The sequence below is a fragment of the Paenibacillus liaoningensis genome (genome assembly GCF_059609455.1).
On record NZ_JCAALU010000012.1, the window covers coordinates 180,199 to 194,024 of the forward strand.

Annotated in this window: 13 protein-coding genes; 7 read left to right on the forward strand and 6 right to left on the reverse strand. The window is 48.4% G+C overall.

The features are described 5' to 3' along the window. Nucleotides 1–15: 15 nt before the first annotated feature. From pepF to AC6B99_RS19610, 3 genes are all read right to left on the reverse strand, one after another. A complete protein-coding gene (gene pepF, locus AC6B99_RS19600; protein ID WP_056029529.1) occupies nucleotides 16–1,809 on the reverse strand; it encodes an oligoendopeptidase F in 1,794 nt (597 codons plus the stop codon). Nucleotides 1,810–2,115: 306 nt separating this feature from the next. Continuing rightward, a complete protein-coding gene (locus tag AC6B99_RS19605) occupies nucleotides 2,116–2,298 on the reverse strand; it encodes a hypothetical protein (protein WP_046229983.1) in 183 nt (60 codons plus the stop codon). A gap of 78 nt (nucleotides 2,299–2,376) precedes the next feature. Next, entirely contained in the window at nucleotides 2,377–2,610 is a 234-nt protein-coding gene (locus tag AC6B99_RS19610; RefSeq protein WP_046229982.1) for a hypothetical protein, read from the reverse strand. A gap of 199 nt (nucleotides 2,611–2,809) precedes the next feature. Between AC6B99_RS19610 and AC6B99_RS19615 the strand changes: the two genes are divergently transcribed. From AC6B99_RS19615 to AC6B99_RS19630, 4 genes are all read left to right on the forward strand, one after another. Then, nucleotides 2,810–3,511, forward strand: coding sequence for a methyltransferase domain-containing protein (locus tag AC6B99_RS19615; RefSeq protein WP_494858301.1), 702 nt, complete (start codon nucleotides 2,810–2,812; stop codon nucleotides 3,509–3,511). Between the two features lie 81 nt (nucleotides 3,512–3,592). Further along, complete coding sequence (locus tag AC6B99_RS19620) at nucleotides 3,593–3,790, forward strand: cold shock domain-containing protein (protein WP_046229980.1); 198 nt, start codon at nucleotides 3,593–3,595, stop codon at nucleotides 3,788–3,790. Between the two features lie 288 nt (nucleotides 3,791–4,078). Then, on the forward strand, nucleotides 4,079–5,632 hold the full coding sequence (locus AC6B99_RS19625; protein WP_496664039.1) for a hypothetical protein: 1,554 nt from the start codon (nucleotides 4,079–4,081) through the stop codon (nucleotides 5,630–5,632). Between the two features lie 117 nt (nucleotides 5,633–5,749). After that, nucleotides 5,750–6,466, forward strand: coding sequence for a YebC/PmpR family DNA-binding transcriptional regulator (locus AC6B99_RS19630; RefSeq protein ID WP_056029519.1), 717 nt, complete (start codon nucleotides 5,750–5,752; stop codon nucleotides 6,464–6,466). Between the two features lie 117 nt (nucleotides 6,467–6,583). Here the strand turns inward: AC6B99_RS19630 and AC6B99_RS19635 are convergent, their stop codons facing one another. Continuing rightward, nucleotides 6,584–7,762 (reverse strand): MFS transporter, encoded by a 1,179-nt coding sequence (locus AC6B99_RS19635; protein ID WP_496664040.1) that lies wholly within the window; start codon nucleotides 7,760–7,762, stop codon nucleotides 6,584–6,586. Between the two features lie 261 nt (nucleotides 7,763–8,023). Between AC6B99_RS19635 and AC6B99_RS19640 the strand changes: the two genes are divergently transcribed. Beyond that, nucleotides 8,024–9,052, forward strand: a complete 1,029-nt coding sequence (locus AC6B99_RS19640) for a tetraprenyl-beta-curcumene synthase family protein (protein ID WP_496664072.1) — start codon at nucleotides 8,024–8,026, stop codon at nucleotides 9,050–9,052. Between the two features lie 31 nt (nucleotides 9,053–9,083). Then, nucleotides 9,084–10,052, forward strand: a complete 969-nt coding sequence (gene pfkA, locus AC6B99_RS19645; protein WP_056029507.1) for a 6-phosphofructokinase — start codon at nucleotides 9,084–9,086, stop codon at nucleotides 10,050–10,052. Nucleotides 10,053–10,263: 211 nt separating this feature from the next. Here pfkA and AC6B99_RS19650 read toward each other — a convergent pair whose 3' ends face one another. Both AC6B99_RS19650 and AC6B99_RS19655 read right to left on the reverse strand, forming a co-directional pair. Beyond that, entirely contained in the window at nucleotides 10,264–11,451 is a 1,188-nt protein-coding gene (locus AC6B99_RS19650; protein ID WP_496664041.1) for a putative glycoside hydrolase, read from the reverse strand. Between the two features lie 208 nt (nucleotides 11,452–11,659). Beyond that, the gene (locus AC6B99_RS19655; RefSeq protein ID WP_046229973.1) at nucleotides 11,660–11,854 is read right to left on the reverse strand and encodes a hypothetical protein; all 195 of its coding nucleotides are present in this window, start codon (nucleotides 11,852–11,854) and stop codon (nucleotides 11,660–11,662) included. A 272-nt stretch (nucleotides 11,855–12,126) separates the two neighbouring features. Here AC6B99_RS19655 and cshA point away from each other — a divergent pair, with 272 nt between their 5' ends. Further along, on the forward strand, nucleotides 12,127–13,713 hold the full coding sequence (cshA, locus tag AC6B99_RS19660) for a degradosome RNA helicase CshA (RefSeq protein ID WP_099519666.1): 1,587 nt from the start codon (nucleotides 12,127–12,129) through the stop codon (nucleotides 13,711–13,713). Nucleotides 13,714–13,826 lie beyond the last annotated feature (113 nt).

Here is a 13,826-nt window from a genome sequence, read left to right on the forward strand (position 1 = left end):
AGAGGAGACGCAAATTTATTTTTTAGTTAGCTCTTCCATTTGGCCGATGAGGCTTTCGAACACGCTCATCGCTTGCTCAATCGGCTCTGGCGAGGACATGTCGACGCCAGCTTTTTTCAAAATATTGATTGAGAAGTCGCTGCCGCCGCTCTTCAGGAAGCCGAGATAACGCTCGACTGCTGGCGCGCCTTCCTCCAAAATTTGCTTGGAGAAGCTCGTTGCGGCCGAGAAGCCAGTCGCGTATTTATACACATAGAAGCTGTTGTAGAAATGGGGAATACGTGCCCATTCCATCGCAATATCTTCATCTACGGCCATATCGTCGCCATAATACAGCACATTGAGGTCGTAGTAAATTTTGCTCAAATCCTGCGGTGTCAGCGATTCGCCTTGCTCGCTTCTTTCGTGAATGATTTTCTCGAATTCGGCAAACATCGTTTGACGGAACACCGTCGTCCGGAATTGATCCGCATAGTAAGTAAGCAGGTACATTTTTTCCTTCGGATCGGTTGACTTGTCAAGCAAGTAGTCCATCAGCAGCGCTTCGTTCAGCGTGGAAGCCACTTCCGCGAGGAAAATCGTATATTGCGCATCGCGGTAGTTCTGGGTCGTATCAGAATAATACGAATGCAGAGCGTGGCCCATCTCATGCGTCAGCGTAAACATGCTGTTCAAGTTGTCCTTGTGATTGAGCAGCACATATGGATGCGTGCCGAACGCTCCCCAGCTGTAAGCGCCGCTGCGCTTGCCTTCATTCTCGTACACGTCAATCCAGCCGTCGTCAAAGCCATGCTGCAGCACGTTCAAATAATCGTCGCCGAGCGGCTTCAAGCTTTCTTTGACTGTTTTTTTCGCGTCCTCATACGTAATGTTCATATCGAATTCCTCTACAAGCGGAGCGAACAGATCATACATATGAAGCTTGTCGACGCCGAGCAGCTTTTTGCGCAGGTTCATATAGCGATGCATCAGCGGCAAATGCTTGTGAATCGTGTCAACCAGGTTTGTGTATACCGTCTCGGGAATGTTATCCCCATAGAGCGACATGGCGAGAACGGAATCGTGCTTGCGGGCACGGGAGTAAAAAATATTTTTCGTTACATTGGCATTCAGCGTGGCCCCGATTGTGTTTTTGAGCTTTCCGTATGTATCGTACATCGCTTGGAAAGCTTCTTTGCGCACGTCGCGGTTTTTGCTCTCAAGGAACTGGATGTAACGGCCCTGCGTCAATTCAACCTCTTCGCCGTTCTCGTCCTTCACTTTCGGGAACTTCAAATCAGCATTGTTAAGCAAGCTGAAAATCGTGCCGGGAGCCGAGCTCATATTGCCTACTTGCGCTAGCAGCGCCTCTTCATTTTTCGAAAGAACATGGGCTTTCTGGCGGCGCATTTCTTCAAGTGTATGACGGAAAGTGGCCAGCTCCGGATTTGCGATCAATTGATCCAGCGCCTCGTCGCTTAAGGAAAGTACCTCTGGCGTAATGAAAGAGAGGGCTTCTCCTGTTTCCACGCTCAGCTTCTTGGATTTGTCGGACAAGGCCTGATAGGTCGGCTCTGCCGTATCCTCATGATGCTTCATATTGGCATATACGTATAGACGCTCCACATGCAGCGACAATTCATCCTCCTGCTCGAAGCAGGCTTTCAGCTGGGCCGGGTCTGCCAATGTGCCTTGGAAAGCGCTGATTTTGCCAATCAGGCTTTTGGCAGCGGCAAACTCCTTATCCCAAGCAGCTTGATCTGCAAACAGGTCTTCGAGCTTCCAACGGGCTTCTACTTTCGTTTCGGAACGCTTAGGTACGTGATTCATCGAATTCCTCCTTGGTATAATGGTAGATGAAGTAGCATGTGGTGCAGTTTTGGAATAGGCGGGCTGAATCATTCCCTCAGCGCCACTAATACCGGCTGTCAGGCTTAGAGAGACAAGGACGGGTAGCCATTTCATAGTTGCGTTCGCCTCCGGGCATAAATTTGTACCTAGTATGTACCGGAGGCTGCCTTGTTATGTTGAAATACAAGAACTTTCTAAACTCTTAGATGTGGCAAGCGGCTGCTCTTGTATTTGATGCGTTGGCGGCTGCTCCTTGATGTATGGCTTGTCAGCTGCCGCCAGCGCTTATGAGCTTCCCATCTGAAACAGGCTGAATACAATGAGGAAAAACGAGAATGCAATTAAAACAATAGAAGCAAGTGCCAGCCCGCGGCGCAAATTGGGAGCGAGAGAATCGCGTTTTGCAAGGACTATCCATCCTAGTGCAAAGGATGCGACAATAAAGATGATATTAGTCATTAAATCCATCTCGAAACGTACACCCCCTGTAGCCGCAAGCACAACATGGCCTCGTTAGTTTTCGCTGTTAAGGTTGAATTTTCCTGCTTACACTTCCTTGAAAGCACGGATGATGTTCTCCCGCTCTTCCTCGCGGCCAACATACTGGTCAGCACGGAAGCGATTTTCGGCCCAATGCATCATTTCAGGACGGCTTACGAACGTAAAGCATTCTTCGCCCCATTGATCGGAAATATCTCGTACGACGAGGGTTTTCCCCTGTACTTCTACCGTCAGCATATTGTACTTGTCAGTTTTGAATATCTCGTATTTCTTGAACATGTTGTAGGTCACCTTACCTTTCGTTACGGCTTACACCGTATTCTTACTATTTTAGCTATCTAGGGGGTGGAAAGCAATAAGGGACGGTGTTATAATATCAGCTATAATGCGGGAAAGAAGCATTTATGAGGCGAAGCTTCTATAGAGATAGGAGCGTAATCGCGAGAAGAGTATAGCTGAGACGAGGAGAGTTGAGAAGATGAAGCAATTGAAGTATGAGCAGGTAGGCGTTGCTATTACCTGCCGGGGTTTTGATGAGTATGTACACATGTTCGGACTGGAAGAAGATGATTTGGGCGCGGGGCCTCTACTGGACATTGCTGCCGGAGGCGCTTCTTTTACCGCTGAGGCGTGTGCCCGAGGGTATGAAGCCCATGCTGTTGATCCGCGTTATGCCGGAGATGTGGAGTCGTGGATTGCACAATCTGCAGAAGAAATTGAAGTTTCCACAAACAAGCTGATCGCTTTGCAGGAGGCATTCGACTGGAGCTATTATAAGGACCCTGCGAATCATCGCGCGGGACGAGAGCGTTCGCTTGAGCTGTTTGCAAGCCATTTGCGATCTGTTGACGGGCAAGCCCGTTATCGTTTTGGGCAGCTGCCAGAGCTTCCTTTTGAACAAGGAACCTTCTCGCTTGTGTTATGCAGCCATTTTTTGTTTTTGTATGCGGAGCAGTTTGATTTCAATTTCCATAAGCAGGCTGTTTTGGAAATGATGCGACTGTGCAAGCCGGGCGGACAGGTGCGGATTTACCCGCTGTTGTCGCTAAGCTGGAATGCTTACCCGCACATGGATGAGCTGCTAAAGGCTGTCGCAGAGCGGGGCGGACAGGCGGAGCTTATGCCAGCGAAACTTCCTTTTATTCCTGGATCAGATTTATTTTTGAAAATAAGGGTTTAATTGCATTTTCCAGTTTAAGACTGTATAATATAGGGTATACGCTGATTAAACAGCGGTTTATTTTTTTAGGAGGTTGTTCATTTGAAAGGAACAGTTAAATGGTTTAACGCAGAGAAAGGCTATGGCTTTATCTCGGTCGAAGGCGGCGAGGATGTATTCGTTCATTTCTCCGCTATCCAAAGCGAAGGCTTCAAATCGCTTGACGAAGGCCAAGAGGTAGAGTTCGACATCACTGAAGGCAATCGCGGTGCACAAGCGGCTAACGTCGTTAAATTATAAGATTCGAAGTTTCTTATAATACTTGATTGCAGCATGTACAGGAGCTTCCGGTTAATCCGGGAGCTCCTTTTCGCATTTTAACAAGCCATTTTAAAAAGCCATTATGACAATGGGCAGCGGATGGTGCCGAATAATAGGTTGAAAAGAGTGGAAAAGGGGGAAAAAGGAGAACCATGGCGCGGGAAATACGTAAAAATAATAGCAGGAAAAGGCTCTTTTTAAATGGCCTTGCAGCAAAATAGAGCAAAAAGAACCGCGTTTTTCAACTATTTTTAAAGGAGGAGAATAATGATGGAAGCCGGTGCCGTGTTTCAGAGGCTTAGCTTTAGTGAAATTAAGCTGAAATTGCCTCGCGAGAGCTGGTATTACTTGCGCAATGAACAAAAGGATGGCGAATTTGAAGCAGAGGACGTTTGGTATTATAAAGGGGATTTGCGGCTTAGCGAGCTTCTGCTCGACCTTAATGCTATGCTCATTCTCGTTGAAGGAAATTTGATTGTGGATCGCTATATTGGCAATACAAATACAGACGGGGCTACCGGACTGATCGTTCTTGGCGATATGCGCGCCAGCCATATGGTTGTTGGTGGACAGGAGATCCATATTGCTGGCGATTTGCAGGTGGAAAAAATGTTTTGGGGTGATTATAATCACGGCGATCTCATCGTTGAGGGCCATATGCAGGCGGAGCTGATGATGACGAGCGATCAATATAGAGTACGCATTCAGGGGACATCGGCCTTTGAACGATACATAGTAGATTGGGACGACTTCGGTGTATGGCAGGGCTTCGACATGACCGAGCTTTTTGTTCCGGAAATTATTATAGATGAGGATGAAGAGCCGTTCGTCTGGCGAGAGGAAATGCTGCGTCTTTTGGAAGAAGACAAGCCTATCCTATATGAAGATCGAATCAAGCCGATTCGTGAACAACCGCAAATTCCTTTTTTATTCGCAGATACACAGCTCCGGCCGCTTTATATGCAGCAGGTAACTGCGGATTCTCTTTGCTTCCTCGGAGAGCCTGAAGCTGCTAGCTCAAGCTATGAGTTTTGGCTGGGCGATCAGTTTTTTCGTGCAACTGCGTATGGCAATGAAGCGGATTCGGGACATTTTCGAAGCGTTTATTTTCAGGATGGCGAGGAGTACGGGGCTTTGCTGAAAATAGAACCAGTTGCTGCGCAATCAGGCTCTGCAGCTCATTCGCGCCCTATACAATGGCAGTTATCGGGCAAATATCGCAAAGTAACGGACGAGATTGTAGATTGGACGGTTATCGATGATGATTCACCGGCCGCGATCCAGCAGCTATGCCAGCAAAATTGGGTTTATTTGCTGCAAGCTGTATCGACCTATGAATATGCCCGTCATCTCATTGATCCGCAGCATATACGCGAGATATTGACTCTCCCGCTTGTTGAGCCTTATAACGATTATTATGATGAAGAGCGCAGCGGGCTATGGATCGGCGATATATATTTCTCATTTCGGCAAGAGGGAGAACTTTACAAGGATTCCCCGCGATTGGCTTTGGTGCGTATGGCCAGAGACTATACCGATGAACAGGGCGAGGCAAAGGTCGAATATTGCTCATACCGTATACAGAAGCATATGGACGGCTCTGAATGTGTTTCCGTTCAGTATTCAGAAGATGAAGATGATGACGATTATACGATGGTTAATTACGAAGGCGGAGCTAAACTGCTGGATGCGGTCAAATTTTTTGAAAAAGGCCGAAAACTGATTACACGTTACAACCAAGATATGCTGGATGGAACGAAACCTTTTTGTGGCGAAGATTTTGCGATGGAATATTGGAGGGAGAAAGGCTATATTTCTTAATGATAGGAAGTACAGGGACGTTATTTTGCCATGCGCTTTTCGCATTTTAGACTTTGACCGGATTAGGCCTGAAATGTTACACTGTTAGGTGGAATCTTTGTCGGAGGAGCGAGTGGCATGAAGTTTAAATTGTTTAAGGATCGCAAAGGGAAGGCCGATCAGGCTAAAAATAATAAGTTTGTAAAGCTGTCGCGTGAAATTTATGTGCAGGCACGTAAGGGCGGAGCGAATCCTGAGGCGAATTTTGGCCTGAAGACAGCCATTGCCAATGCACGTGCGGAGCAAATGCCCAATGACAACGTTGAACGGGCAATCAAGAAGGCGACGGGCGGCGACGCGGTCGATTATGAAGAAATTATGTATGAAGGCTACGGCCCAGGCGGCGTCGCGATTATGGTTCGTTGTTTGACGGACAATCGCAATCGTACTGCGGCTGATGTGCGCTCGGCTTTTAATAAGCGAGGCGGCAATATGGGAGAAAGCGGCTGCGTATCCTATATGTTCGATCATAAAGGCTTGCTTGTCGTGGACCGTGAGGATTTAGAAATTGATGAAGACTCGATGATGATGGTGACGCTGGAAGCTGGAGCAGAGGATCTGGTCGTAAACGAAGACAGCTTCGAGATTTTGACGCATCCGCATGAGTTCGAGCAGGTGAAAGGTGCACTTGAAGCGGAAGGCTATACGTTTGTAAGCGCTGGAGTACGCTGGCTGCCGCAAAACATGGTTGCTGTAGAAGGCGAAAATGCGGACAAGCTGTCCAAAATGATGGACTCCTTCGACGATAATGACGATGTACAGGACGTTTACACAAACTTTGAGCTTGAGGACTAACGTCTACATAGTCAGGCTGGAGCAAAAAAACAGCTTCGGGAGCCACATCATCATGTGGAGCCCAAGCTGTTTTTTTTGAATTCGTTCATGAGCTAGAGGCTTTCATGCGGCACTCGTTCATGCGCTGCGCCTCGTATAATGTTTGTAAATGAAACCTGCTGCTGCTATTAAAGCAAGGGTAGTACCTAAATTAAAGAAGGCTGTGCGTCCGAAGCTTTCATATACATAGCCGCCAACGGTACCGCTGAGCAGACCGGCAAGGCCCGTCCATACAACGGCGTATACCGCTTGGCCGGAAGCGCGAAATTCATCGGGTATGAGCTGTGAAATATAACGCAAGGCAGTTGAGAAGTAGATGCCGAATGTAATGCTGTGCATGAGCTGTGTCGCCACGACGAGATAAGGGCTGCTCAAATGTCCAATCAGCCACATTCGCAGAGCATACAATACACATGCGATAAACAGCAGCGGCAGCTCCTTGAATTTATGGCCGTACTTTCCAAGCAGAAACAGGACGGGAATTTCGCTGCAGGCGGAAAGGGTCCAGGCGAGGCCGACAAGGGAATCGCTAGCTCCCATTTGATGCAGCGTTACAGCCAAAAAACCTTCGTACATACGATGCGCGACCGATACGATCAAAATAAGGACGAAAAAGGAAACGACCTCCCTTTTGCCCAGCAGCTTGAAAAAACCGCTAAAATCGACTTTGCGGGCACTCCCGCGATAATCTCGCAGCAGGAAGGATAGCGCCAGCGTTATCGTAATCGTACAGACTGCGAGCGGCAGCGTCCAATTGGAGCCCATCTGCTTCAATATAAAGCCGAACAAGTAGGCGGATATCGCAAACCCGAGCGAGCCGAAAATGCGAATGAGTGCATAAGGAACAGCTGTATATTGACTGGATAATAAAATCATACTGTCATTCAATGGATTAATAGGTGTCTGAAAAAAATAAAAGATCGTCATCACTAGACAGATCATCGTAAAATCTTGAATCGGGAACAGCAGCGATATCATGACCAGCTGCCCGAATAATAAAAATATAAATAATTTTTTTATCGTCTGAAATCGGTCACTTGCCCAGCCTAGCAGTAAATTGGCGAAGACGGATATGAAGGGCCCAGTTGCATAGATAATGCCGATTTGATGCTCGGAATAGCCTCGCGCCAGAAAGTATAAAGGCAGGTAGGAGACGAGCAGCGCCTGTGTTGAATAGGCAGAAAAGCTGAAGGCGCGAAGACGCAGCGTTTCTCGGGATGTGTTAAGCTTCGCCTTTTCTAGGCCAAGTTGTGTCATTGCTGTATTCACTCCATAACTGTAAAAAACCTTGATTATACAGGTGTTATAGCTAATTATTAATAGATTGTAAACCATTATAGCATGAACTGCTGGATTATTGTTTATTGAAATGGTACATTTATGAGTGGAGGTTTCATTCATCGTGTAATAATGGGCTGGTAGCCGGCGGTTATTCAGCATTTTTTAAAGAGGAGGTGGTGCATCGTGAGATTGACGACATTTTCAGGCAGCCGTGCGCCCCGAGGGCCTTTAAAACTTATGCATCGCGTATATAAATATGTGCTGCCAGAAGTTGAAGAGCAGCTGGGGAAGCTGCGGGCTATGGCAGAGCAAATTCCCGACAGGGAGCTGCGGACGCAAGCGCTGAGCAGCATAGCGAGCAAGAAATTCCATTGTCAGGGTGGGGCCGTGTATGCAGCGGCCAACTTGGAACAGCGGCATATTCTTATACCGCTTATTGTTGCGCTGCAAACGATTAGCGACTACCTGGACAATTTATGCGATCGCAGCACCTCTCTTGATGCGGATGATTTCCGCCTATTGCATCAGTCCATGCTTGATGCGGTTAATCCGGCAGCGCCGCTCCGGGATTATTATGCCCACCGGAAGGAGCGGGACGACGGCGGATATTTGCACCACCTCGTTGCCGTGTGCCAGCACCATACAGCGCTGCTTCCTTCCTATACCAGCGTTCAGCGTGACGTAACCGAGCTGGTCAGCCTATATGGCGATTTGCAGGTGTACAAGCACATTCGCAATGACTTGCGCGAGCCGAAGCTACTCGCTTGGTGGGAGAAGCATGCACAGCGCTACCCGCACTTGCAATGGAATGAATTCGCAGCGGCCAGCGGATCGACGCTCGGCATGTTTATGCTTTTTTTAGCAGCCAGCGGTGATGGTCTGTCGAAGCAGGATGCGGCTGCGATTAAAGAAATTTATTTCCCGCACGTATGCGGCCTGCATATTATGCTTGATTATTTGATCGATCAGGCGGAGGATCAGGCCGGCGGAGATTTGAATTTCTGCAATTATTACGACAGCTTCCATTTGATGGCGGAACGGATCGGTACGATAGTGGAGTGGGCAAGGGAGGATGTGCGGCATTTGCCGGCTTCCCGGTTTCATCGCCTTATCATTGAAGGGCTGCTGGCCCTTTATTTATCCGATCCGAAGGTGCGTGCGCAGAAAGAAGTGCGCAGCGTAACGCGCAAGCTGATGAAGAACAGTCCGCTTACCCGCCTGTTTTTCCTGATTAACAGCGTGTGGATCAGGAAGCAGCAGGCTTAGCAATATATTACATCATTTTGGAGGAATGACTATGTCTTCAGTAAAATCAATCGCAGTATTAACCAGTGGCGGTGACTCCCAAGGGATGAATGCAGCCGTTCGCGCTGTAGTGCGGAGCGCTTTGTATAACGGGCTGGAAGTATACGGTGTACAACGCGGTTATCAGGGTCTTCTGAATGACGATTTGCGTCAAATGGATCTTCGCAGCGTAGGCGATATTATTCAGCGCGGGGGCACCATTTTGCAGACGGCGCGCTGCAAAGAGTTTATGACAGCTGAAGGCCAGGAGAAAGGCGCTGAAGTTTTGCGTGGGCGTGGCATCGACGGTTTGGTTGTTATCGGCGGCGACGGCTCCTATCAAGGTGCTAACAAGCTGAGCAAGCTTGGAATTAAGACGATGGCATTGCCAGGAACGATCGATAACGATATTCCTTTCACGGATTATACAATCGGTTTCGATACAGCGGTTGGCATCGTGGTGGATGCTATTAACAAAATCCGCGACACGATGTCTTCCCATGAGCGTTCGTCTGTCGTTGAGGTTATGGGTCGTCACTGCGGAGATATCGCGCTTTATGCGGGACTTGCAAGCGGCGCCGAGACGATTCTTGTGCCGGAGGTGCCGTTCAACTTAACGGAAGTTTCGCAGCGGATGGAAGCCAATTTTGCCAAAGGCAAGCGTCACAGTATCATTGTTGTTGCTGAAGGAGCAGGCAATGGACATGATGTGTCCAGCGAAATTACACGTGGTTGCGGACTTGAGCCGCGAGTAACCGTGCTTGGACATATTCAACGCGGCGGAACGCCGACTGCTGTTGACCGTATTCTGGCAAGCCGTCTCGGCGATTATGCTGTACATCAGCTGATGGCTGGCGAATCGGGCAAAGCTTGCGGTATCGTGCGCGGAGAGTTCCTTTCTACGGATATTGACACGGTTGTCAACACGAAGAAGCCATTCAACCTGGAGTTGTATGAGCTCGCGCTGCGCCTGTCGCAATAATACCTTCTGGCTAAACAAACAAATAACCTCCGGCAACGCTTTAAGGCAGCGTACCGGAGGTTATTTGTTTGAAATAAAGGAAAAGATATCCTAACGCTATCCTTTCTCTATATTTCTCGGAATGAAACGCGCCGCGCAGCCAAAGGATGGAGACAGCCGTTTCACCTTGTGGCGAGAAGCGTAAGTAATAGCAGCTAGCCTTATTGAATGGTTATTCGTAATTAACGCCCTCTGAATATTTATTGCCTGCATTCCATAAGAGAAATTCATGAATATCGGTGTCGGCGAGCGCCTTAATCTGTGCCTCGACTTCTTTCTTGCCATATTTCATATAATTGCCCTGTCCCAGCCAGCTGGCTGTAAAATCCTGAATCCAAGGACGGATAATCGGCTTGGCGTCGCCGATCGGGTCAAGCTTGGCATGTGTGTCCTCCATAGCGCCTACAATGGTTTCATAGGGGTTTTTATCCGGCACCTTCTGCTTAAACCAGCCTGTGCTGTAATGGCTCGGATAAACCATGGGGGATATGACGTGCACATCATTGGAAATTTTCACAAAGTCCTGCCCAATTCCTTCGGCGGCAGGCACTGATGCGGCGTAGCCGAAAATATCGACCGATACACGCACGCCAAGCGGCTCAAGCTGCTCACGGGCATATTTCACGAATCCTGCAACGGCATCGACCCGGCTCTGCTCGGTTTTCTCATACTTCAGCGAATCGGCTTTCTTATCAAAGCCTTCAGGAAAACGGACATAATCAAACTGGATTTCCTTAAAGCCCAGCTTGGCTGCTTCTTTGGCAACGGCTACATTATAACTCCATACTTCTTTCATATAAGGATTAACAAAGCTTTCGCCGCGGCCATTTTTCCAAATCGTTCCGTCGGAATGGCGGAAGGACAGCTCCGGATGCTGGCGTGCCAGCACAGTGTCCTTAAAGACGACAATTCTGGCAATGGGGTAAACCTCATGCTGCTTCAATTTCTTCATCAAGTCGCCAATATCGCGAATGTACTTCTGTGTAGTTCCCAGCTCAAGCAGCTCCGGCGTCTCGGTTGGATAGGTGATATAGCCGTTGTCGTCTTTTACATCAATGACCATGCTGTTCAGCTTCGTATCATCCATAAGCTTCAGCAAGCTATCCATACGCGCTCCACCTGCACTGTGAGCCGTCACGTAGATGCCCTTCACAATGGGAGCATCTTTCTGTGGATCATGCTTAGCGCCCGCCTCAGACGTCCCCTGGCCTTCTCCATTAGAGGGGCTCGCCTGCACGATCGTTGTTCCGAGTGAAGCGTTTAGTACGGAGGCTGCGAGCTCCCGGGCGGCTGCATGATCCTCTCCGCTTCCCGTCAATAAGCTGTATAACAGCATGACAGTTGAAAAGATGATGTCCATTTCCTTCTCTCCCCGCTAGCTCTTCTTACCAAATTATAAAGCAGAATTAGGCTGCGTGACACTTATTTTTTTCAAAAAGCGTAATTTTACACAGAGAAATGTTGCTTAAAGCACCATTTTTGGGCGGGAATTCCCGGTGGGAAAAGCATGCAAAAAACCTGCTGACGCATGCGTCAGCAGGTTTACTATCAATCGGTATATCCCCTTGTCATTGCAGTAAGGCTTCTCTTTGGTGCTCGCAAATGCTGTGCTGAACAATCTCCATTGCATCCGCCGGTTCAAGTACAGCCAGTCCGTCCCTCAATACGATATTGATCGAGAGTTCCCGATCCGTAAGAAAAGGACTGAGCTCTGGTGCAAGCTTCTCTACAATTTGTGACAGTGTTACGGTTTCGATATCCACCTGGCATCACCCTTTCATCATAGGTTCAGGGCAAAACATATGGCATGAAAACGTTAAAACAGCGGGATAACCACATTATAGCAGGATCAACTTTAAAAAAACAGGGTTAACTGCCATGCGCGCAGCGGGCAGGGAATATAAAATAAAGCAAACGCTTACGCGTGCGTCTTTTGATCTGTTTTTAAGCTTCGCTGGTAAACGGGTACGATTGTATGCTATAATAGCTTGGATATTTTTCAAGTAGGCTGCAGATAAAAGGAGTATGAGAAAGTTTGAAAACATTTGCTGAATTTGGCTTGGAACCTAAAGTGTTGCAAGCAATCACGGAGCTGGGGTTTGAGGAGTCAACTCCGATCCAGTCCAAAGCTATTCCAATTGCAATGGCTGGTCAAGATCTAATTGGTCAGGCACAAACAGGAACAGGAAAAACAGCGGCATTCGGAATTCCGCTCATTAATAAAATTCCGACAAGCGAGGAGCGCATTGTCGCCTTAATTATGACGCCTACCCGTGAACTCGCTATTCAGGTAGCTGATGAAATCGGGAAGTTGACTCGATACAAAGGTTTACGCTCATTGCCAATTTACGGCGGACAAGAAATTGGACGTCAAATTCGCGCTCTGAAGAAGAAGCCGCAAATTATTATTGGTACGCCAGGACGTTTGCTTGACCACATCAACCGTAAGACGATCCGTCTTGAAGATGTACAGACGGTCATTCTTGATGAAGCGGATGAAATGCTGGATATGGGCTTCATGGAAGACATTCAGTCGATCCTGAAGCAAGTACCGGACGAGCGTCACACCATGTTGTTCTCGGCTACAATGCCGCCGAACATTCAGAAGCTTGCACAGCAATTTCTGAAAAACCCTGAGCATGTGTCGGTTATTCCTAAGCAAGTAACGGCACCGCTTATCGATCAAGCGTATATTGAGGTTCATGAGCGTCAGAAGTTTGAAGCTCTTAGCCGTTTGCTTGATATGGAGTCCCCAGAGCTTGCGATCATCTTCGGCCGTACGAAGCGCCGTGTTGATGAGCTTAGCGAAGCTTTGCAAAAACGTGGTTACACGGCAGACGGCCTTCACGGCGACTTGTCCCAAAACCAACGCGACAGCGTAATGCGCAAATTCCGCGACGGCAGCATCGATGTGCTGGTTGCAACGGATGTAGCTGCTCGTGGCCTCGACGTATCGGGCGTAACGCATGTTATCAACTTTGACCTTCCGCAAGATCCGGAGAGCTATGTTCACCGTATCGGCCGTACTGGCCGCGCAGGCAAAGAAGGTACGGCATGGTCGTTCGTAACGCCTCGTGAACTTGATCACCTGCATTTCATCGAGAAAGTTACACGTCAAAAAATCAACAAAAAACCATTGCCTAGCATCGCAGAAGCGATTGAAGGCAAACAGCGCTTGACGGCTGAGCGTTTGCTCGAAGTTGTTCAAGAAGAAGAGTTCACGGAATACAAAGCAATTGCCATTCAGTTGCTAGAGCAATATGATTCCGTTAACTTGCTTGCAGCAGCCGTTAAATTGCTGACAGGCGAGAAGAAGGAAGTCAATATTGAATTGACGCCGGAAGAGCCGCTTCGCGCGAAAAAACGCAAGCCGGACATTCGTTCGAATGGTCGTCGTTATTCTGGTTCCTCGTCCTTTGGCGGCGGCAGTGGCCGCAGCTCCAGTGGCGGTGGCGGCTATCGTGGCCGTGATGACAGACGTGGCGGCGGCAGCGGATCGAGCTCCAGCTCGCGCAGCAGCAGCTATGACCGTAACCGTGATGGCGGCAGCAGCAGACCTCGCACTAGCGAGAACCGTCGTCCAAAACCATCGTCCGAAGGCTTCAACAATAACAACAACTAGGGTCATTTCAGCCTGTTCTTATACAGGATGAAGAAATAAGCCCGAATAACCAAGCTTAAGAAACCGGGGAAGTCCGTGATGTCTTACGGGCGTCCTGACTTTCCCTTTTTTAT

What these genes read in the sequence shown, in the direction of transcription:
- AC6B99_RS19615 (WP_494858301.1), top strand. Translation starts at nt 2,810, where the DNA reads ATGAAGCAATTGAAGTATGAGCAGGTAGGCGTTGCTATTACCTGCCGG.
- AC6B99_RS19605 (WP_046229983.1), bottom strand. Translation starts at nt 2,298, where the DNA reads ATGGATTTAATGACTAATATCATCTTTATTGTCGCATCCTTTGCACTA.
- AC6B99_RS19625 (WP_496664039.1), top strand. Translation starts at nt 4,079, where the DNA reads ATGATGGAAGCCGGTGCCGTGTTTCAGAGGCTTAGCTTTAGTGAAATT.
- pfkA (WP_056029507.1), top strand. Translation starts at nt 9,084, where the DNA reads ATGTCTTCAGTAAAATCAATCGCAGTATTAACCAGTGGCGGTGACTCC.
- pepF (WP_056029529.1), bottom strand. Translation starts at nt 1,809, where the DNA reads ATGAATCACGTACCTAAGCGTTCCGAAACGAAAGTAGAAGCCCGTTGG.
- AC6B99_RS19630 (WP_056029519.1), top strand. Translation starts at nt 5,750, where the DNA reads ATGAAGTTTAAATTGTTTAAGGATCGCAAAGGGAAGGCCGATCAGGCT.
- AC6B99_RS19635 (WP_496664040.1), bottom strand. Translation starts at nt 7,762, where the DNA reads ATGACACAACTTGGCCTAGAAAAGGCGAAGCTTAACACATCCCGAGAA.
- AC6B99_RS19650 (WP_496664041.1), bottom strand. Translation starts at nt 11,451, where the DNA reads ATGGACATCATCTTTTCAACTGTCATGCTGTTATACAGCTTATTGACG.
- AC6B99_RS19640 (WP_496664072.1), top strand. Translation starts at nt 8,024, where the DNA reads ATGCATCGCGTATATAAATATGTGCTGCCAGAAGTTGAAGAGCAGCTG.
- AC6B99_RS19610 (WP_046229982.1), bottom strand. Translation starts at nt 2,610, where the DNA reads ATGTTCAAGAAATACGAGATATTCAAAACTGACAAGTACAATATGCTG.